Raw genomic sequence first — 22,129 nt, forward strand, 5'->3', positions numbered from 1 at the left:
GGAAAGGGAGGGTAAAGGTTGCAAGTAAAAACAACCAAGACATCCGCCGCTCCTGCAATCCATGCGCGGCCGGTCAGCTGGTGGTCTCTCTTGAAGAGGGATCTGTACCTGAGCAGGCACTATTACATTTTGATGGCACCGTTCATGCTGATTTTCTTCATGTTTACGGTCATTCCGGTGGCGATCTCGCTGGGACTCAGCTTTTTTCACTTCAATATGCTGGAGCTGCCGCGATTTGTCGGCTGGCAGAACTATTCCCGGCTTTTCCTGAACGATGACGTATTTCTGATCGCGCTCAAAAACACGCTGCTTTTTGCCGTAATTACAGGCCCTCTCAGTTATATAGCCTGCTTTTTGTTTGCGTGGATCATCAATGAGCTGTCTCCTAAAATTCGGGCGGTCATGACGCTGGTTTTCTATGCCCCATCCATATCGGGCAACGTCTTTTTCATCTGGCTGATCATCTTCTCGGGTGACAGCTACGGGTATATGAATGGCTTCCTGATGCGCCTTGGCGTCGTACTGGAACCGATCCAATGGCTCGCAGACGAGAAGTATGTACTGGCAATCGTCATTATTGTACAGCTGTGGCTGAGCCTCGGAACCAGCTTCCTGGCCTTTATTGCAGGACTGCAAACCATTGATCGTTCTCTGGTTGAAGCAGGAACCGTAGACGGGATCAAAAACCGCTGGCAGGAGCTCTGGTACATCACCTTGCCTTCGATGAGACCGCAGCTGATGTTTGGTGCGGTAATGCAGATTACTGCTTCCTTCGCCGTAGCTGAGATCTCCATCGCACTGGCAGGTTTCCCGAGCGTGAACTATGCGGCGCACACCGTTGTCACGCATCTGATGGACTTTGGAACCATTCGTTTCGAGATGGGGTATGCCTCGGCCATCGCAACGGTCCTGTTTGCCCTGATGCTGGGTACAAACGTTTTCACGCAAAAAATGCTTAGAAAGATAGGTGAATGACGATGACCAGCAAAGTACGTGCCGTGTTTGGCATGCCAAAAAGGCTTAATCGGTCATTTACCGTCAGCCTGATGTTATTTGCATTGCTGGGTGTGTTCGGCTCCTTTATGGTGCTTCCGCTCATCTATGCTGTCAACAATGCATTCAAGCCGCTGGATGAGCTGTTTATTTTTCCGCCGCGCTTCTGGGTGAACAATCCGACAACGGAGAATTTTGCCGATCTGATCAACCTCATGGGCAATTCGTGGGTGCCGTTATCCCGCTATATTGCCAACACATTGCTCATTACGATACTTGGCACAGCGGGACATATTCTTTTTGCATCTGCAGCAGCTTACCCGCTGGCGAAATATCGTTTTCCGGGTTCCAAAGTGTTGTTCACCATTGTCATTTTGTCCCTGATGTTCTCGCCGCATGTCACGGCGATTCCGAACTACATGGTCATGTCCTGGCTTGGCTGGATTAACACTCATGCGTCCATTATTGTGCCATCACTTGCGTTCTCACTGGGACTTTTCCTGATGAAACAGTTCATGGAGCAGATTCCCGATGCTTTGCTGGAGGCAGCCAAAATCGACGGAGCCAATGAATACCGGATATTCTGGAGCATCGTGATGCCCAATGTGAAGCCGGCATGGCTCACGCTCATGATCCTGCAGTTTCCAGCGTTATGGGGAACGGATGGCGGGAGCTTCATTTACAGTGAAAATCTCAAAACACTGCATTATGCGCTCAGTCAGATTGTGCAGGGAGGGATTGCAAGAGCCGGTGTAGGTGCGGCTGTTGCCTTGCTGCTGATGATCGTACCGATCACTCTGTTTATCATCTCTCAGAGCAGTGTTATGCAGACGATGGCCACTTCGGGCATGAAAGAGTAGAAAGGAGGCAGCGAGGTGCGGAGAAGCACATGGAAAAAACGTAAATCGATCATCATGGGCATGATCTGCCTCCTGTTGTTCGTTCAAGAGGCGCCCTATGTGAGTGCAGACGGTAAAACGGATGCGTATCATTATTCCTTCTGGGGTGACGCAGTTCCTTCACCAGCGGCATATGAGGCAACAACCATTATCACCGGCAAGAAGCTGAACACAACTCCTATGAAAGAGCCAAGTGACATGCATGTTACCGCCAATCAGCACGTCTTTGTGCTCGATTCGGGCAATGGCCGCATCATTGAGATGGATCGCAACTTCAAGCTGGTACGGACGATTGATTCATTTGAGCAGGAAGGTAAGGAAGATCATTTTAAAAATCCACAGGGATTGTACGTCACGGAAAAAGGCCATCTGCTGGTTGCTGATTCGGATAATCAACGGGTGGTGCATCTGGATGAACAGGGGAAGCTGGTCAAGATCGTGTCTGAACCAAAATCGGATCTGCTTAAAGAAGACTTCCAGTTTAAACCGATGCGGATTGTTATGGACAAAGGGGAGCGTATCTACGTCATGGCTGAAGGCGTATTTGATGGATTCATGGAGTTCAGCGCCGATGGGACGTTCTCTTCCTTCATTGGAGCGAACAGAGTTCAGGTGGACCCGGTGGAATATCTGTGGAAACGGTTTGCAACACGGGAGCAGCGCAGCCAGATGGTCATGTTCACTCCGACAGAATTTACCAATCTGGATATGGATGAAGAGGGCTTTATCTACGCCACAAGCGGGGATCGCGGCAAAGATCCGGTCAAAAAGCTGAATGCTCAGGGGACAGACATCCTGCGCAGAGAAGGCTATCAGACGCCGCAAGGTGACTTGATGTATACGCAGGAAGCCGGCCCATCTCGCCTGATTGATGTGGATGTGGGGGACAGTGACATGTATTCCGTACTGGATTCCAGCAAGGGCCGAATCTTCACCTACAATGGAGACGGATATCTGCTCCATATTTTCGGCGGCATCGGGAATCGCCTCGGCCTGTTTAATACACCTGTTGCCCTGGAACGTGCGGGAGACCGGATGTTAGTTCTGGATAAAGCGCTTGGTGAAATCACCGTCTTTCAAACAACTGAATACGGACGTACGCTCCACGAAGCGGTTCGCAGCTACTATAACGGTGATGAAGATCAATCTTCGGTGCTGTTTGCCCAAGCAGCCGAGATGAACGCTAACTTGGAATATGCGTATGCGGGAATTGGCAAAGCATTGCTTCGTCAGAAGGAATACGCCGATTCTGCGAAATATTTCAAGCGCAGCATGGAGCCCAAAGGGTATTCCAAAGCTTTTCTTTTGTACCGCAAAGAGCTGATGCGTGAGCATTTTTCATGGATGATGTCCGGTATATTCCTGGCTGTTGCTGCGATTGTCACCGTCATCATCGTTCGCAGGCAGAAAAGGAGGACTACGAATGCAGGCATTAAGTAAGCAACTATATCAGTACCCGCTGCATCTGATTTTTCATCCGTTTGACGGATACTGGGAACTGAAATATGAACGGAACCAGAGAAACTCACTGCTGATTGCTTTCATGATCCTGGTGCTTCTGGTCATCACCAAAATTTTGCATGCCCAGTACAGCGGTTTTCTCATTAATCTCAGTAATCCAAAGTACCTGAACAGTCTGCTCGAAATGGTATATGTCATTATACCGGTACTGTTTTGGTGTGTGGCTAACTGGTCGTTAACCACATTGATGGACGGGGAAGGCAAGTTCTCCGAAATTTTCATGTCAACGTGTTTTGCACTGGTACCATTGTTACTCATTCATTTTCCATGGATCTGGCTGAGTCTTGTGATCTCTGCGCAGGAAACTGCCTTTTATTATTTCTCCAATGCACTCGCCGTTGCATGGACGGTATATCTGTTATTTGTGGGGAATATGACGGTTCATCAGTACACACCAGCCAAAACGGTGCTCACGATGCTGCTGACACTTGTAGCGATGGCGTTTATGGCATTTCTGTGCCTGTTATTCTTCAGTCTTGTACAGCAGATTGTATCGTTTGTTGTAACCATCTATCAGGAATTAGTGCTTCGGGGCTAAGGGAGGAGGAAATTGTTATGAATTATACCGTAGCCAAAAAAATAACAGGAATGCTGCTCGCGGGAAGTCTGCTTCTTGGCGGTTGTCAATTCTCGCCAACACCGCTCGCTCACGAGACAGTGACTGCCGCAGATCCGACGGACTTTCCCTCCCTGCCTCCCGGAGAGAATCTGAAATCATCGTTCAGCGATGTCCGCCTTCCCGGCATGGTAGGCATTGCGCAGAATGCTGCGCTGCAGTTGTTCATTAACGAAGAGACTGCCGAAATTGCAGTGATTCACACGCAGAGTGGCCAGATCTGGCGCAGCAATCCTGCAGATCGTGAGCAGGATGGGGTTGCAGCCGGGATAAACAAAGACCTTTTGTCATCACAAACGAAGCTCAGCTTTTTCAACAGCCTCGGACAGAGCAGCACCGTGAATTCCTTCACGGATAGTGTTGCACACAAGCAAATAAGCTACGAGGTGCTGCCAAGCGGCATGCGGGTCCACTACCAGTTTGGAAGCACTGAGCGATCCATAGAAGACTTGCCGATGAAGATCAGCAAGGAGCGATTTGAACAAAAGCTGCTTGCACAGCTAGACAAGGCCGGGCAACGGGCCTTGAAGGTCGGCTATGCGGAAGACAAGGATGAAGGCGCTTACGTCCGGATTGATAAGGCGATGCAAGGATTGCAATTGTCCCGGGCCTTGAAGGCTTTTGACACAGCCGGTTACACATCGGAGGATCTGGCTCAGGATCATGCCGAGTTTGGCATTGAAGAGGAACGAAGTGGACCACGGCTGTTTATGCTTACGATGGAATATGAGCTGGATGGAAAGGATCTGCTTGTACGTGTTCCGTCCTCAGGCATTCATTTTCCGGAGGAATATCCGATCAACAGCATATCTGTAATGGATTATTTCGGGGCTGGGGGTTCAGAAGAAGAGGGATCCCTACTGGTGCCGGACGGTTCGGGAGCGCTGATCCATTTTAACAATGGCAAGCTGCAGTATCCTGCCTATCAACAAGATATATACGGACCGGATATGACCATGAAACTACGGGAAGCAAGTTCGAATGAAGCCAGAGCCAGGTTGCCGGTATTTGGACTGATTCGGAAAGAGGGGGCTTTCCTGGGCATTATTGAAGAAGGGGATGCCGTTGCAGTTGTGAATGCCGATATCAGCGGCAAACTGAACAGTTACAACAACGTATATCCAAGCTTCTATGTAGTGAACAAGAGCGATGTGACGCTTCAGGCAAGTGATATGGTTCGTACACTTCCCAAATTCCAGAAGAACCCGACTGTGTCTGATTTCGTCGTTCGATATGCTTTTGTCGGGGCGGATAAAGCCTCGTACTCGGGACTTGCATCACTCTATCGGGATTATCTGGTGCAAAACGGCGGACTTCCCGAGCTGAATGCCAGCAAGGAGCAGAGTAACGTTCCCTTTTATCTGCAATTGTTCGGTGGCATGACAACAAGGCAGCATATGCTGGGCATACCGTATGATTCAACGGAGGCTTTGACCACATTTGATGAAGCCAAAAACATTCTCTCCGCCTTGACGGAGAAAAAGGTATCCAATATTCAGGTTCGCTATGCGGGATGGCTTAACGGCGGACTTCATCATCGACTGCCAGATTCCATCCAAGTAGACGGCGCGGTAGGCGGGAAAAAGGGATTGCGGGAATTCAGCGCATATACACAAGAAGCGGGCATCGGTTTCTATCCCGATATCGCTCTGCTGAATGTGCAATCCAAAAAAGGGTTTAAACCGTCCAAAGAAGCTTCACGCACATTAACTCAGGAACCGGCGGTCTTATATCCGATGAACCAGGCCATCCAGCGGCGGGACCGGGATCGTTCACCATCCTATGTGCTTTCGCCCAACATGCTGGAGGACGTGACGGCAGACATGTTAGATGAGTTGAGGTCCCTTCAAAAGGATGGACTGTCACTAAGCCTGAATGATCTGGCAGCTCAGTTAAACAGCGATATGAATCCGAAAAAGCTGGTGGACCGAACCCAAGCGCTTGGCTCCGTGAAGAAGGCACTTGAACAGATCGGACAGCAGTCTGGCTCGCTTGTTGCTGAAGGTGGGAACGCTTATGCCCTGCCGTATGTAACTGGTCTGACAGATGCGCCAATGACCAGCAGTCGTTTCAAGCTGGAGGATGAAGAGATTCCGTTCTATCAGCTCGTTGTACACGGCAGCATCGGTTATACGGGGACGCCATACAATCTCTCCACATATACCAATGCAAGGCAATATGTGTTGAAGCTGATTGAATATGGAGCCAGTCCTTACTTTGCATGGTTCAATGCGCCAAACCATGTTGTGAAAGAAACGGATTATGATGATCTCTACGCGGCGAATTATGAACAATGGATCGATCTGGCTGCCGAGATTTACAACGAGGTGAACCAGGTGAACCAGCCGTTTGCCGGACGTTCCATGATGTCCCATGAATCCCTGGAGGAGGGCGTCTTCCGGACAACATATGAAGGTGGCGGGTTCGTAATCGTCAATTATAACGACTTCCCTGTAGAAGTTAACAACGATACAGTGGAAGCCCAAAGCTATGTGACTGGTGGTGAGCAGCTCTGAAGACGCTCCTGAAATGGAAATGGGGAAGTCGTACGTATGCTCAGCAGAAAGCCATGTGGGGCGTAATCTACGTGCTTCCCTGGCTCATTGGTTTTGTGTTGTTTTTCTTCATTCCGCTGTTAGCCTCTCTGCGATACAGCATGAGTACAATTCAGGCTAACGCGGAAGGCATAGCAATTCAGTTCAACGGTGTTGCCAATTATATTCAGGCGCTGACCGTCAATACAAGCTTTAACCGTGCGTTAATTGAGGCGATCACAGACGTGCTCATCAACGTACCGCTTATCGTTATATTCAGTCTGTTCCTTGCCGTCATCCTGAATCAGAAGTTCAGGGGCCGGGCTGTAGCGCGGTCGATCTTTTTCCTGCCCGTTATTCTGGCATCGGGAGTGATTATGACACTGGAGAGCACCAGCTTGATTGAAGCGGTTAATCAGAGCAGCACAGGTGGAAGCTCACTCGGGACATTTGAACTCGAAAATCTGATGGTTAACGCCGGAGTGAGCGATTGGATCGTTACGTATCTGAGCAGCGCCGTAGATCGGATCTATCAGATCGTCAGTCAATCCGGTGTACAGATTTTGATCTTTTTGGCAGGGATCCAGACGATTTCCCCTCAACTGTATGAGGCTTCGAAGATGGAAGGGGCAACGGGTTATGAAGCCTTTTGGAAAATTACGTTCCCAATGGTCAGCCCGCTTATTTTTGTCAATGCGATCTATACAATCATTGATTCGTTTGCCAATAACGCCATGACGGAACTGATCCGGGATACCGGCTTCGTCAAATTTGACTTTGGATTAAGTTCTGCCATGGCATGGGTCTACTTTCTGGCCATTGCCATCATTCTGGTTATCGTAAACATCATTTTCTCGAAGCGAGTCTTCTATCAAGATTAGAAAGGAGGGTGTCCCACGTGACAACATCACGATTATTATCGCTGGAGCATTGGAAAGGCTGGCTGTGGGCCATGATCCGATTCGTTCTGATTACCGGGCTTTCCTTCGTTATCCTGTTTCCCATATTTCAGAAGGTTTCCACATCCATCAAAGCTAAAGGTGATCTGTATTCGGCAGTGGTGGTGTGGATTCCACAGAACTTCTCCATCGACAATTTCAAAGAGGCGATACGCGTAATGGATTACTGGGCAACGCTGTTTAATACGTTTGCCCTGTCTGCAACGACTACACTGTTGACTACAGCATCCTGTGCACTTGCAGGATACGGATTCGCCAGACTGAAATTCAGGGGAAGCAACTGGTTGTTTGCAGGTGTAATTCTGACGATTCTTGTACCGCCAACGACCATTCTCATTCCGGTATACCTGAATCTGAAAAGCTTTGATCTCATGGGGCTTATGACGCTTATAGCCGGCAAACCTGTTAATTTGCTTAATACCTATTGGCCGTTTATTCTGACGGCGATTACGGCCAATTCACTTAAGGCCGGCTTGTACATCTTTATCTTCCGGCAATTCTTCAGAGGTATTCCGAAGGAAGTGGAGGAAGCGGCCTATGTGGACGGCGCGGGCATCGGACGAACATTTTCAAGAATCATGCTGCCCAATGCCATTCCGTCCATGGTAACAGTCATGCTGTTTTCCTTCGTATGGCAGTGGAACGACAGCTTTTATACGACGACTTATCTGACTTCAAGTAAAGTCATGTCGACTCAGTTATCGTCCCTTCCGTATAATCTGGCCCAGCAGGTTACTGACGGTGCAGCTTCCCAGGCCGATCCGTTCTATTTGAGCATGATCCAAGATACAGGAATTCTTCTTGCCATTCTGCCTTTGATCATCATCTATTTGTTTGTGCAACGATATTTCGTAGAGAGTGTAGAGCGTACGGGAATCGTCGGTTAAGTTAAGTTCTTCTGTACGTTTGGAGTGGGATCAGACTGGAAGAGGGAGGAGGAACTTCATGCAATATTCCATCTGTGAAAAGGGGGCATGTAACGATCTCATGAACGTCTGCTCACAGCAGGGGGATCCTTCCCTGCGCAGGATCCCCCTGCTGGTGTGGAACGGGCTGCGGGAGCGGGCGCCGACCCTGAGCGATCTGTTTGATCAGAGATACTCTGACGGAGCTTACCTCGCATTATTGCAAGGCAATATATCAGATCAGGAGGAATTAAAGTGAAGAAGTTCATGACATCTTGTAAACTTGTACTCATTCTGGCTTTATTGATCACAATTGCTCCATGGGGCGGCAGCCGTGCCGAAGCATGGGTGGGCATGCCTATGGGCAAGCTGCACGTAAACGGCAAAAACCTGGTGAACAGCAACAACCAGCCTGTGCTACTGAACGGTTGGCATCAACCCTCAGGTGCCTACTGGACATATCAGGACAGCAATTATTATCTCAATCTGCACGGCAATAACCGTCATGCAGCTACACTGGCTTATCTGAAAGACATTACCGATACTTTTGCTGACACCAGCGCGAAGTACGGAAGCAATCATGGCTGGAATATGAATCAGGTACGTCTGTTCATCGATCGTCAGGACATGGGAGATGTGGCTGCTGGTACATATAACTTTGCCGGTGTGCAGACCGTTACGCAAAATGTAATTATTCCGTACATTCAATATGCCAAAACAAAAGGTGTCTATGTTGTCCTGGGACTGGACTTCACATTGAAGGATGATCAGGCAACAACACCTGCCAACCTGCAAAAATTCAACGAAATCTGGGGTTATCTCGCTTCACGCCCGGAGATCAAAAGTGCAGACAACGTTCACTTCGAACTGATCAACGAACCGGTGAAATCCTATGCCAATGGACATTGGGGTGGATACAACGGGGAAAATGACTTTGTGGATCACTGGAATGACTTGCGTAATTTCCAAAATTCCATGATTTCAACAATTCGTAGCAAAGGTGCGGACAACGTCATCTGGGCGGCAGGTCTGGGATACAACCAATTTTACAGCTTGACGGCAAGCCATCCATTGACTGATCCGCTCAATAACTATGGATATGCGGTTCACTGGTACCCTGGTTATGGCGCATATGACAACTTCTCTATCCTGCAAGACCAGTGGAATACCAACGTGAAGGCAGCTGCTGACAAATATCCGATTAATATTACCGAGGTAACCTGGTTCAAAAACAAACCTGGCGATTCGGCCTATTGGAACTTGTTTAATGGTAGCAATGAAGGTTTTGGCACCAATACCAAAACGATTTTCAACGCATCAGGCAATGTCAGCATTGCAGCTCATATGAACGGATTCATTCTAAGTGAAGGACCACGAAGCTCCTTTGCCGACCCAACGGCTGGACTGAAATGGGATGGAGATGCTTCACGGAGTGCCATGGGACGATTCCTGTTCAACTGGTACCATGAACGTGCCCAGACTTATCCGGGCAGTGGACAAGGTGGCGGACCGACAACGGGTCTTGTATCCGGTGCAACTTATAAAATCGTAGCCCGGCATTCCAACAAAGTTGTTGATGTTCCTGGTGGTCAAAATGAAAATAATCTTCAGCTCCAGCAGTGGAGCGATCTGGGCGGTAACCCTCAGAAGTGGGTGTTGAATCAACTCGCTGGTGGGAATTACACTTTGACAAGTGTGAACTCGCCAGACAAAGTTATCGACATTCGGAACGGTACGAATAACAACGGTGAAGTGGTTCAGCTCATGAGTAATCTGAATACCACTGCACAGCACTTCAAAGTCAATGATCTGGGCAATGGATATTGGAGCATTATCAATGTAAGCAGCAACAAGGCGGTGGAGGTAACAGCGTCCTCTACGACAGATGGCGCGAAATTGCAACAAAACGATTTTACGAATGCAACCAACCAGCAATGGAAGTTCATAGCTGTCAATAACTAAATCAACGATAGAAAACGGACCCCATTTGCATGTTCTGCGAGTGGAGTCCGTTTTTGCGTATAGAAATATTCGTATATAGAATTGATGTTAGTAGATACGATATCGGCCGCTCAGTGCGAGCAGGCTGAAGAAATACAGGCAGTTATCATAATAGCGACGTTCACCTTGTCGCAAAGGTGTGTTCCAGAACTGGTGAACATATTGGGCGCGATATGGACCGTCTGCAGCGAGTGAAGCCATTGCGTTGGTAGCGAGAAGACCTATAGGGTGAAGGGAGGGCTCATCGAAGGGCTGACCCTCGATCGTATAACGTCGATAATCCGATACTTCAATGTCACTAAAGAAAGCCTGGATTCGATTCGATTGCTCGACTTGCCAACGATCCTTCCGGAACCACTCCCAGTCCAGCGCAATGTTGGCCGCTACCCGGTATGCATCACTGTAGAAATGTCTGAAATCACCATGAGGCTGAAGGGGTGCAGGTGTGCCAACAAAGTTGGCATATTCGGGTGAAAGTCCTGTTACTGGATGACAGGCTGCATGCAGGTAAGCCCGGCTTGCTGCCGCAGCCTCTGTCCAGAAGCTCTGATCAGCTTCATCCGCATATATAGCGAACAATTCATAAAAATGGGGAAGGTGGTAGGAGGGATCGCTGAACGGTGTCTCGGGTATGAATTTGATCAGCTTCGTTTCCAGGTCCCACATCGGATCACCCTCGCCATGTTCGCCTTGATGCACACAGGCATGAAGGATCGCACTTGCTTGTGCAGCATAATTATATGGCGCTGCTCCATCACCCCAACGATTGGAAGCAAATATCAGAGCCATGGCAAAGAACTCTTCACCGTCCGGCGCAGGTCCTTGCGACAAGCGTGTTCCGTCAGGCTTGCAATGCCAAGCAAAGTAATCTTTGTAACGCCCCTCAGTATGCTGCATGTATGTTTTCGAAAAATTCCATAGCCGGTCAAATTCTTCTTTTTTGTCCATTTGCACTGCCATCATCATGCCATAAGACATACCTTCAGAGCGAATATCGAGATTACCGGTATCCAGCAAATATCCTTTGTCCTCACCCATGGGATAATATATTCGAGTATTCTCATTGCCATAAAACAGCTCGTTCCATGTGTCTTGCAATCTGGTGGTAATTTCATTCTCATCGTAGCCTAATTCCAAAAACAGATTCGTATAGGTCCCCGTATGCAAGGCACCCTGACCCGTGATATTCATGGGTATCCTCCTTCGTCAAATGTGGTTTTTCAAAAATTATAACATGGAAATAGTATACAAATTAAAGCGTTTACATGAAGAATTATAGGTGTTCGATTTTACGTGTCATTCTACTCAAGTTGAAATGATATAGTGATTAAAATCCTATACTTTGTCAGGTTGTTGTAAAATTATGTAAGCGCTACACTTTGGGAGAAGGATCATACCTCACCTAATCATAACGCAAGCTGTGATCCTTCCCATGTTGTTCGAGGATGATCAGAATCTAACGGAAAGGATGTGATGGCGTGTTATGCTCCAAGATTCAGGAGATACGGGTGGAAACACGGGATTCACTACATCGCGCGATCCAGTGGCAGAAGGGCATGAACATAAATGCTTCACCATTCTGGGCTTTGGCTATCTAGATTAACTGAGGGTTGATAGTCACTCATAACGATATGTTCGGTGAGAAAGGAGAATGATATTGATATCATCAGCACTAGCGGGATATGACCAATATCGGGAGAATATACCGCGCGGAGTAATGGAAATTATAGACTACCCTTCAACAACGGTGGGGAATTCGCGTAAAGCGATGGTGTACACCCCACCACAATACTCTTCCACCAATACGTATCCTGTACTCTACCTGTTGCATGGCATTGGTGGAGATGAAGCCGAATGGAATAATCATGGATCTCCGCAAATTATTCTGGATAATCTGTGCAGCGATAACTTGCTTGAGCCGATGATTGTGGTCTTCCCTAACGGTCGTGCCATGGTTAATGACCGGGCTGAAGGAGACCTGTTTGATCCTGAGAAAATCCAGGCATTTGAAAGATTTGAATCCGATCTGTTTCATGATTTGATACCTTACATCGAGTCCAACTATTCTGCGCACACAAGCCGGGACAAAAGGGCGATTGCCGGTTTATCTATGGGCGGAGGTCAGTCCTTGAATATTGGGCTAGGCAATCTCGACCATTTCGCCTGGGTTGGTGCTTTTTCCGCAGCTCCAAATACCAGAACACCAGAGGTGCTAGTTCCCGATCCATCGGAAGCCACGTCACTTCTCTCGCTGTTATGGCTATCTTGCGGTGATCAGGACAATCTCATCAACATCAGTCTCGGAGTTCACCAATATCTGAGCCAACACGGAGTGCCTCACATTTGGTATGAGGAAAGTGGAGGACATGACTGGCCCGTGTGGAAGAACGATCTGTATCTGTTCTCGCAACGTCTTTTCAAGTGAATCGGCTGGGGAATCTCATATCGGTTGGCGTTTCACCCAGATCTATTAAAATATCAGGAGGTATCATCCTATGTTCAAATTCAGCAAAAAATTAATGACTGTTGTTCTTGCAGCTTCCATGAGTTTTGGCGTCTTCGCAGCAACATCCAGCGCTGCAACAGATTATTGGCAAAATTGGACAGATGGCGGAGGAACGGTCAACGCCGTGAATGGATCGGGCGGAAATTACAGCGTGAATTGGCAGAATGTAGGTAACTTTGTTGTCGGGAAAGGGTGGACATCTGGCACGCCGAATCGGGTAGTCAATTACAATGCAGGTGTATTCTCTCCATCGGGTAACGGATACCTGACCTTCTATGGCTGGACAAGAAACGCTCTAATTGAATACTACGTGGTGGATAGCTGGGGAACGTATCGTCCAACCGGAACGTACAAGGGCTCTATGACTAGTGATGGCGGCACATACGACATCTATAGGACGATGAGATACAATGCACCTTCCATTGATGGTACGCAGACTTTCCCTCAGTATTGGAGTGTTAGACAGTCCAAGAAACCAATCGGAGTCAACTCTACCATTACGTTCAGCAATCATGTGAATGCTTGGGCGAGCAAAGGGATGTACTTAGGCAACAGCTGGTCCTATCAGGTGATGGCAACGGAAGGTTATCAGAGCAGCGGAAGCGCAAACGTGACTGTTTGGTAAAAATGACGATGTGATGCAGATGAACGTCTGCATTGGCAGTTGGAATTAATGTATTCCGGAAGCGTTGAGGACCGCTATTCACCAAACTAACGGCCCTCGACATTCCTGGACTCAAGCTTAGCAAAGGAGGATAGTTGAATGAGAAAGCTGGTATGGTTAACGTTAATCGCCATAGTTGTTAGTCTAAGTGCCTGTTCAGCCAGTAACTCTGAATTAAATGATGATATGGTATTCGTCGAAGGAGGGGCCTTGAAGAGCAGTACATCTAGTCAAATTGAACGAGATGAAGCTCTGGATTCCTTCTATGTTGGCAAATACGAAGTGACTCAACAAGAATGGACGGAGGTCATGGGGGAGAACCCATCTGGCTTCAAGGGAGATGACCTGCCCGTTGAGATGGTGAGCTGGTATGACGCCGTGGAATACTGTAATCAAAAGAGCATCAAAGAGAACCTGAAACCTTATTACAATATAGACAAAGACAATCAGGACACGAATAATCACAATGAAAATGACAATATAAAATGGAATGTAACGATTAATGAGGATGCTAACGGCTACCGTTTACCAACAGAAGCAGAATGGGAGTACGCTGCAAGCGGAGGTCAAAAGAGCTTAGATTACACCTACAGTGGAAGTAATAATCCCGATGAAGTGGCTTGGTACTGGAAAAATGCTGGTGACAACGTACTGACTGGTGACTGGAGCTGGCCCGCTATTGAGAGCAATCGTAATCAAACCCAAAAGGTCGGTACCCAGAAGCCAAATGAGTTAGGAATCTATGATATGTCTGGAAACGTGAGAGAATGGTGCTGGGACTGGTACAGTGATTCAGAGCGTGCAGATCATTCCTGGCGAGTAGTAAAAGGCGGTGGCTGGATTGGCGGCGTCAATAACAATGAAATCTCATTCCGAGGTAAATTTGATGCGAATGGTTATGGTCCTGATCAAGGATTTCGAATCGTGCGTGGAGAATAACCTTCTTTTCCGAAAGGGGTCAGCCCACAGTTCAACCTATACTTCATCGGGTAAAAACCTATACTTTCTCAGGTTGTTGTGTGCAATTGTAAGCGTTACACTTGAATTGCATATGATGAACGTTGGGTTCTTCGAGTTGGGCGAGCAGACAACAATCCTGCTGTTGTTCTGCTGTTTAGCGTGTTCGAGAACGACTGGAATCTACTATTCCATGTAGACGAGTTTCATGTAACTGATCACGGAGAAATGGCAGGTGAGGTAATGTACAAGGTTATTGTCGCGGATGATGAACCGTTTATGCTAGAAGGATGGAGAACCATGATCGACTGGCAAGCTTGTGGGTATGAACTCTGTGGAACAGCAACGGATGGAGAAGAAGCACTTTCTTTATTCAATGCTGTTGGACCGGATCTTGTGGTCACTGATATTCAAATGCCTGTTATGGATGGTCTGGGTTTGATCCATACCTTGCGAGAGGATCTCGCCTACACTTCGAAAATTGTTATTGTTACAGGATACTCCGATTTCAATTATGCCAAGCAAGCCATACGGTATCAGGTCGATCAATATGTGCTTAAACCTCTTGTCCCCGAGGAAATTCATCAAATTCTTATGGAAATGATTGACCCTCTGGACAAACGTAGAGAAGAGCTTAAACAGCAGGATGAAGTCATGTTTACAGATGATGCTCATGTAGATCATCTTGATGAACGACGCATAAGCGAAGAATATGATTTAGAGCAAATGATGAATATTTCTAAAGACATATTGACATTAATTGAAGCGGGGGACACAGAACCGATTGATAATGCCGTGAGTAAATTGCTGCTGATGACTGAGAACGCAGAGGTTTCATTGGAATGGATACACCATGTCATCCGATATATCCATGGCGAGCTGCTACGAAAATATGGCAAAAGGGAGGATTGCAGAGAAATATTATGCGAGAAGGAATGGCATGAGACTGCAAGTTGGTCTTCCGGCACATTGCAAAAGCTGTGTGTTCGGATATCTGAGCAACTATCCCATTCTGATCTGAAAAAGTTGGGTACAGGGGGCCTTGTTGCGGAAGCAGTCTATGAACTGAAGCAACATTACCGAAGTAAAATTAAATTGCAAGATGTGGCTAATCGCATTCATGTTAATTCTGCCTATCTGGGCCAGCAGTTCAAGCGGGAGATGGGAGTCAGTTTCAGCGACTATGTGCACCAGCTTCGAGTTGAGGAGGCACGTAAACTTCTGCGACGTACCAACATGAAAATCACTGACATTGCATTCAAGCTAGGGTATCATGATGCCGAGTATTTTACTCAAAAATTCAGAGCGCATACGGGGGAGCTTCCATCCGTCTATAAAAACAAAAACCAAGGGTGATCACATGCGCCATAAATTCTGGATGTTCCGTAACGTTAATGATATTCCTCTCCGATCCAAATTTCTGCTTATTTATGTACTTAGCATCCTCCTTCCGGTAATAACGATTAATATCTTCTTCTATCAACGAACCTCTGCTGACATCAAGATTCGAGAACAGGAAAATCTGCGAAAATCTATCGACAGGGCTGCCGGGGAACTGCTGGGCATGATTGATGAGAGCGTAGCTCTGAGCCGAATCATCGCAGCAGACGATTCACTCTATGAGCTACTTGATCGAACTTATCGTTCCCCTGTGGATTATTACAACGAGTACCATGCATTTCTGCGAGATAAATTAACACGTTATATGTCGGCCAATATTTTGGAGGTGCGCATCTATACCAAGAACGATACCATTCAGACCGGCAGCCATTATATCGTGATGAATGACAAGAATATTCTTCCCGGATTAAAACAGCTGAAATCTACCAGCGGCGGCATTCTGGTCGTGGACTATATTGAACCATCCGGATTTAACGCCGGAAGAAGGATCAGTGTGATTGGCAAAATGGATACCTATACCTCGTATGCGAATTATGCGAAGTATTCCAAGATTGATCTGGAAGTTAGCCGGATATATAGCATTTTAAATCGTGAATCAGACAGTCTTCAGCTGCGCCTGGTGGACAGCAACAATCGTACTGTCGTTTCAAGCGGAGAGTTCGGTGACTCCGACTTGTCCCAAACTATTGACGACGATTCGATAACCAAGGCAAGTGGAAATTCTGCTTATGCACTCGAAAAATCGTTGGGTAATCTAGCCTACCTGAAGGGCTGGAAGTTGATTGGAGTTGCCGATACGCGTCACCTTGACCATTTGCTGCAAGAAGCCCGTAATTCAATTCTGGGGTTACTCGCCATAAGCATCGTGGTTCCGTCTGTGTTAATCTACATTATTTTGCGTTCCTACCACTACCGGATACGCAAGCTCTCCAGACATATGGAGAAGGTTCGCAATGAACGTTTCGACCTGATTGAAATTCAGGAGGGCCGCGACGAAATTGGCGGACTTATTCGTACGTTCAACATCATGATTGGTAAAATCCATACGCTAATCAATGATGTGTATAAACTGGAAATCCGTCAAAAAGATTTGGAACTGGATCAGGTGAGGACCGAATTGTCCATGCTCCAAAGTCAGATGAATCCGCATTTCTTGTTTAACACATTGAATGCGCTGCTGGTCGTTAGTACGAAGAATGGATACACGGAAGTCATTGAGATTATTAAAAGTCTGTCCAAGCTGATGAGACAACTGCTCAGTCATTCTGACAATCTGATTCCGTTGCAAGAAGAGCTTCAATTTACGAACCTGTACCTCCAGATTGAGAAGTTTCGCTTTGGAGAACTGTTTGATTACACCTTCGAGGTTGATCCTGATGCAGCTTCGTTGCTCATTCCCCGCATGAGTATTCAACCTCTTGTCGAAAATGCATGCAAACACGGATTGCAAGCGCGCAAAGATGGAAGACAGATCAAGGTGACGGCGAGACAAAACGCTTCTGAGTTGGTTATTCAGGTGATCGATAATGGAATCGGTATGGATGCGGTGAGACTAAGCGAGCTCCTGAGAGATATTCGTTCTGAAAGACCCGGAAATGGCGAGCATGTAGGACTTCGAAATGTATATCGTCGATTGGAACTCTTTTATGAAGGGAATGCGATCTTCGATCTAAGCAGTGTACCGGGTAAAGAGACCATCGCGGGATACCGCATCCCGATCTCCAGACTGCAACAGAAGAAATAGGAGGTAAACTCTCATGTATAAAGTGCTGTTAGTCGATGATGAACCGTATGCCATTGAAGGGTTACAGCTTCTGATCAACTGGGAAAAGCATGGTTTTGAGATCAGAGGTGTATGTGCCAACGGGGAGGAAGCCATCCACATGATGCAACAAGACCGACCTGATCTCGTGGTGACAGATATTCGTATGCCTGTCATGAATGGGCTGGAGCTGGTCGAAGAAGCACGACGTTTGGAACATGAATCCGTGCTGTTTGTCATCACGAGTGGATACAGTGACTTTAATTATGCCAGACAAGCTATTCGATTAGGTGTTTCCAACTATTTAACCAAGCCGGTTGACAGTACAGAAGCAGAGGAGATGTTGGAACGCCTCCGTCTACAGTTGCAGGAACGTGAAAAGAAGGAGCGTATTCGGGAACATGCAAAGGTGCAAAAGATCAAAGCATTTATGTCCACACTGATCAGGGATAAACAAAATATATCGGAGCAGGAGATCTCTGAGATCGTTCCTCATTTAAATAAGTCCCATTGGACTTATCTGCGGGTTACTTTACAGGGAGATATTCAGGAGGCCTGTTCAGTTGCGGAACAAACGGCTGAAGGAACAACCTGTTGTTATGTAATAGACAAAACAAGAGACTCATTAGGACTTGTATGGGGGGAGGAGGCTCCTAACAGAACCGGGAGATCTGAAGCAATTAAAGCTTTTACCCAGCGCTTATTAATCAACTTGCAAAATAACGGCTGCGAAGATATTCATATCGCTGCCGGATTAACGGTCAGCAATCTGGAACATTTGTCTGAATCCTTTTACTCCGCACAGGAAGTTGGGCGTTATTTGTTTTTTAATCAAGAGTGTCTTTTGTTTGCCGAAGATATCGAGCTGCAGAAGTGGCAGTTTGATCCGGAAACCATGTCAGAGGTTGATCGTATTACCGATCTGCTTGAGAACGGATCAGTAGATGAACTCTCAAGATCCATTCGTGATGTCTTTGAACTGTTACTGCAGATGAAGGCTGCGCCAGAGATTGTACATATTTTCTGCACACACATTATGTTCCGCGGACTATCCCTATGTAAGGAATTGGGAGGAGAGCCTAATGTACTGATGAACGAATCAGCGAGCCGCATTCTGGAGAAGAGCCATCGGAATATAGAAGAGGTTGCTAGCAATCTGGAACATTTCTGTTTGCAGTGCAAATCGGAACTGTTTATTCTCCGTGAGAGGCAAGTTGGGGGCATTCAGGCCAAGGTAGCTGAATATGTGCAGATGAATTACAGGGATACCTTTACGATCCAGGAGCTCGCAGAACGATTCTACATGAATCCGGTCCACTTAGGTCAATCCTTCTTGCGCAAGTACGGCAAGGGCGTAATAGAGGTGGTGCATGACCTGCGAATGGAAGAAGCGAGGCGTCTGCTTCAGGAGACGAATCAGACATCGAGTGCGATTGCAGAACAGGTAGGGTATCGCAGTTACCAACATTTTCTCAGACACTTTGAAAAACGAACAGCCATGAAACCTTTGGAATACAGGCAAAAATTCGCGACGTGATCTGCGCAAGAAAAGAACCCCCTTGAATAAGACCTGCAATTAAAGGGGGGAGGACCTTAAATGTATATATTTTGTAACCGCATACATTTATTCATACTAAAAACAGTAAGACATACCACTTCCAAGGAGGGCAAGTACATGGGGGGACTGAAGAAAAAGAAGCTTTGGGGTTCCGTATCACTCGTTCTGGCTTTAAGTTTGGCACTGGCAGGATGCAGTGGTGACAATGAGAAAGCGACTACACCGGATGGTAAAGAGGTATTGAACATCTCGGCCTTTATCGGAACGCCAAATCAGGCGCCAGCTAAAGATAACCGAATCTACAAGAAGATCCAGGATGAACTCGGCGTCAATCTTGAGATGGAGTTTCTGGTAGGTGATCTTCAACAGAAGCTCGGCGTTATGATTGCCGGGGGTGATTTCCCTGACTTGATCACAGCAGACACCAAATTGGTCTCAGCCGGAGCGGTCATTCCGCTGGAAGATCTGATCGAGGAGCACGCACCCAATCTGAAAAAGCATTTCGGTAAAGATTGGAACCGGATGAAAGACTCCAGTGACGGACATATTTACTGGTTGCCTAACTATGGTGTGTACACAGGAGAGTTCATTAGTAACTACTATTCTGGCCCTGCCTTCTGGATTCAGAAGTCCGTACTGAAGGATGCCGGGTATCCGACTCCTAAAACGCTGGATGAATTCACACAGTTGATCCGTGACTACGCAGCGAAGAATCCGACTATTGATGGTCAACCGACGATTGGCTTTACTACACTGGCTTCTGACTGGCGGACGTTCCCATTGCTTAATCCACCAGAGCATCTTACGGGCCATCCCAATGATGGCGGTGTAGTTGTAGACGAGAATGGAGTGGCGAGTGTCTTTGCCGACAAGGACATCTCCAAACGGTATTATAAGGAACTGAACACATTGTATAATGATGGATTGCTGGATAAAGAAGCTTTTGTTCAGAACTACGATCAATACTTGGCCAAAATCTCATCAGGACGTGTGCTTAGTATGTTCGACCAGCACTGGAATTTCCAAGCCGGCGAAGACCCACTCGTAGCACAGGGGAAAATTGGCCAGACATACGTAGGCTTCCCGCTTGTCTATGATACAAGTATCACAGATCATTATCTGGATCGTCCGGTCATTAACTTGAACAATGGTTTTGGTATCAGTAAAGATGCCGAAGACCCTGTCGCACTCATCAAATTCCTCGATAAGCTTATGGACGAGAAGTACCAGAAGCTCCTGTCATGGGGTGAAGAGGGTGTAGATTATCAGGTAAATGAAGAGGGAAGATTCTATCGTACCCCAGAGCAACGGACAGAGCAGGAAGATCCGGCATGGAGACTGGTTAACAAAGCAGAAGGTTTCTATGCTGCGGCACCGAAGCTGGAAGGAACATTTGAAGATGGCAATGCGATTGGAGCGATCAACCAACCTGAGGAATTCTATGACAACCTCAAACCGGAAGATAAAGAACTTCTGGACGCATACGGCTTCAAAACATGGAGTGACTTCTTCTCTCCTGCACCAGAGAATCCGGTGTACTATCCAGCATGGCAGGTCGATCTGAAAGAAGGCTCTGATGCTGCGGTAGCGAACAAGCAAATGACAGACACTTCCTTGAAATTCTTGCCTAAAGCGATCATGTCAAAACCGGATGAGTTTGATAACATTTGGACCGAATATGTAGACGCTTACAAGAAGATTAATGTGAAATCGTATGAAGATCGAATAAATGAACAATTGAAATGGAGAATCGAGAACTGGTCTGTTAAATAAAAAAATGCGGCAATGATTCTCTCGGAAGGTATCAACCAAAGGATTACTCAGGCGAGTGCCTTCCGAGGACATCATGCTTAAAGTCGCTGCAAGCCAATAGGAGGAGTGAAAGATGGCGAACACGCCTGGAGCCATACCAGAGCAAACCACCCGTACAGTCGTTCCCAAAGCACCACTGTTAAAACGAATGCGTGGACAAAGACAACTCATGTTCATGTCATTGCCCATCGTTGCGTACATTCTCGTATTCTCGTATTATCCCATTTGGGGCTGGGTTATGGCCTTTCAGAATTACAGTCCTGCGAAGAGTTTCACGCAGCAGGAATGGGTCGGGCTCAAACACTTTAAGTTTTTGCTAACAGACGATGCATTTCTTAACGTGCTTCGTAATACCATTGCGATGAGCGTCATCAATATGGTGCTCGGATTTGCGACAGCAATTATATTTGCCATTTTACTTAATGAGATCAAACATAAGTTATATAAACGAACCATTCAAACGATATCGTATTTGCCTCACTTTCTCTCATGGATCATTGTGACAGGCATCGTGGCAAGCTCCTTGTCTGTAGACGGCGGGATTGTCAATGTGGTGCTCATGAAGCTGCATATCATTCAAGAACCTATCATGTGGCTTAGCGTTCCGGAATACTTCTGGGGCATTGTAGGCGCATCCCATGTATGGAAAGAAGTTGGCTGGAATGCCATTATTTATTTGGCGGCCATCACGTCTATCGATCCATCCCTCTATGAAGCGGCAGAGATTGATGGTGCGAACCGATATAAGAAAATGCTGTATGTGACCTTACCCGGAATCAAATCCATTGTTATCATCTTGCTGATCATGAATATGGGCTGGATTTTGGAAGCTGGATTCGAAGTTCAGTATCTGTTGGGTAATGGTGTGGTTGTGGACTGGTCACAGACGATAGATATATTTGTCCTGAAATACGGACTACAGATCGGGAACTATTCTTTGGCTACTGCGGCAGGTATCTTCAAAACAGTAGTTAGTATCACGCTGATCTTTGCGGCGAATTCAATTTCCAAACGACTCGGGGAAGACCGATTAATATAAGG

At 46.9% G+C, this 22,129-nt stretch carries 18 protein-coding genes; 17 read left to right on the forward strand and 1 reads right to left on the reverse strand.

Annotated features, from left to right (window positions below; genetic code table 11):
- Positions 1-18 precede the first annotated feature (18 nt).
- From MHI06_RS14770 to MHI06_RS14810, 9 genes are read left to right on the forward strand one after another with little or no spacing between them, the layout of a single operon-like run.
- Positions 19-975, forward strand: coding sequence for a sugar ABC transporter permease (locus MHI06_RS14770; protein WP_340401992.1), 957 nt, complete (start codon positions 19-21; stop codon positions 973-975).
- 2 nt (positions 976-977) lie between these two features.
- Positions 978-1,853: a carbohydrate ABC transporter permease gene (locus tag MHI06_RS14775; RefSeq protein ID WP_340401993.1), complete on the forward strand. Its 876-nt coding sequence runs from the start codon at positions 978-980 to the stop codon at positions 1,851-1,853.
- A gap of 15 nt (positions 1,854-1,868) precedes the next feature.
- The gene (locus tag MHI06_RS14780) at positions 1,869-3,332 is read left to right on the forward strand and encodes a hypothetical protein (protein ID WP_340401994.1); all 1,464 of its coding nucleotides are present in this window, start codon (positions 1,869-1,871) and stop codon (positions 3,330-3,332) included.
- The gene (locus MHI06_RS14785) at positions 3,316-3,951 is read left to right on the forward strand and encodes a YIP1 family protein (protein ID WP_340401995.1); all 636 of its coding nucleotides are present in this window, start codon (positions 3,316-3,318) and stop codon (positions 3,949-3,951) included. The genes MHI06_RS14780 and MHI06_RS14785 overlap by 17 nt, the downstream gene beginning before the upstream one ends.
- A 17-nt stretch (positions 3,952-3,968) precedes the next feature.
- The gene (locus MHI06_RS14790) at positions 3,969-6,545 is read left to right on the forward strand and encodes a DUF5696 domain-containing protein (RefSeq protein WP_340401996.1); all 2,577 of its coding nucleotides are present in this window, start codon (positions 3,969-3,971) and stop codon (positions 6,543-6,545) included.
- 53 nt (positions 6,546-6,598) lie between these two features.
- A complete protein-coding gene (locus MHI06_RS14795; protein ID WP_082219083.1) occupies positions 6,599-7,444 on the forward strand; it encodes a sugar ABC transporter permease in 846 nt (281 codons plus the stop codon).
- Between the two features lie 17 nt (positions 7,445-7,461).
- Positions 7,462-8,409, forward strand: a complete 948-nt coding sequence (locus MHI06_RS14800; RefSeq protein ID WP_036615897.1) for a carbohydrate ABC transporter permease — start codon at positions 7,462-7,464, stop codon at positions 8,407-8,409.
- 58 nt (positions 8,410-8,467) lie between these two features.
- Entirely contained in the window at positions 8,468-8,686 is a 219-nt protein-coding gene (locus MHI06_RS14805) for a hypothetical protein (protein WP_340401997.1), read from the forward strand.
- Complete coding sequence (locus tag MHI06_RS14810) at positions 8,683-10,389, forward strand: RICIN domain-containing protein (RefSeq protein ID WP_340401998.1); 1,707 nt, start codon at positions 8,683-8,685, stop codon at positions 10,387-10,389. Before MHI06_RS14805 ends, MHI06_RS14810 begins: the two co-directional genes overlap by 4 nt.
- A gap of 87 nt (positions 10,390-10,476) precedes the next feature.
- On the opposite strand, the gene MHI06_RS14815 is transcribed toward MHI06_RS14810, so the two are convergent.
- Positions 10,477-11,619: a glycosyl hydrolase family 8 gene (locus MHI06_RS14815; protein ID WP_340401999.1), complete on the reverse strand. Its 1,143-nt coding sequence runs from the start codon at positions 11,617-11,619 to the stop codon at positions 10,477-10,479.
- Positions 11,620-12,079: 460 nt separating this feature from the next.
- Between MHI06_RS14815 and MHI06_RS14820 the strand changes: the two genes are divergently transcribed.
- From MHI06_RS14820 to MHI06_RS14855, 8 genes are all read left to right on the forward strand, one after another.
- Complete coding sequence (locus tag MHI06_RS14820) at positions 12,080-12,853, forward strand: alpha/beta hydrolase-fold protein (protein ID WP_340402000.1); 774 nt, start codon at positions 12,080-12,082, stop codon at positions 12,851-12,853.
- A 70-nt stretch (positions 12,854-12,923) separates the two neighbouring features.
- Positions 12,924-13,559, forward strand: a complete 636-nt coding sequence (locus MHI06_RS14825; protein WP_340402001.1) for a glycoside hydrolase family 11 protein — start codon at positions 12,924-12,926, stop codon at positions 13,557-13,559.
- A 138-nt stretch (positions 13,560-13,697) separates the two neighbouring features.
- The gene (locus tag MHI06_RS14830) at positions 13,698-14,537 is read left to right on the forward strand and encodes an SUMF1/EgtB/PvdO family nonheme iron enzyme (protein WP_340402002.1); all 840 of its coding nucleotides are present in this window, start codon (positions 13,698-13,700) and stop codon (positions 14,535-14,537) included.
- A 261-nt stretch (positions 14,538-14,798) separates the two neighbouring features.
- Positions 14,799-15,911: a helix-turn-helix domain-containing protein gene (locus MHI06_RS14835; RefSeq protein WP_340402003.1), complete on the forward strand. Its 1,113-nt coding sequence runs from the start codon at positions 14,799-14,801 to the stop codon at positions 15,909-15,911.
- A 4-nt stretch (positions 15,912-15,915) separates the two neighbouring features.
- Positions 15,916-17,700: a sensor histidine kinase gene (locus MHI06_RS14840; protein ID WP_340402004.1), complete on the forward strand. Its 1,785-nt coding sequence runs from the start codon at positions 15,916-15,918 to the stop codon at positions 17,698-17,700.
- 13 nt (positions 17,701-17,713) lie between these two features.
- Complete coding sequence (locus MHI06_RS14845) at positions 17,714-19,255, forward strand: response regulator (protein ID WP_340402005.1); 1,542 nt, start codon at positions 17,714-17,716, stop codon at positions 19,253-19,255.
- Positions 19,256-19,393: 138 nt separating this feature from the next.
- Positions 19,394-21,049, forward strand: coding sequence for an ABC transporter substrate-binding protein (locus tag MHI06_RS14850; protein ID WP_340402006.1), 1,656 nt, complete (start codon positions 19,394-19,396; stop codon positions 21,047-21,049).
- Between the two features lie 112 nt (positions 21,050-21,161).
- The gene (locus tag MHI06_RS14855) at positions 21,162-22,127 is read left to right on the forward strand and encodes an ABC transporter permease subunit (protein WP_340402007.1); all 966 of its coding nucleotides are present in this window, start codon (positions 21,162-21,164) and stop codon (positions 22,125-22,127) included.
- The last annotated feature ends 2 nt before the right edge of the window (positions 22,128-22,129 follow it).

Source organism: Paenibacillus sp. FSL H8-0079, from assembly GCF_037991315.1.
Lineage (GTDB): Bacteria > Bacillota > Bacilli > Paenibacillales > Paenibacillaceae > Paenibacillus.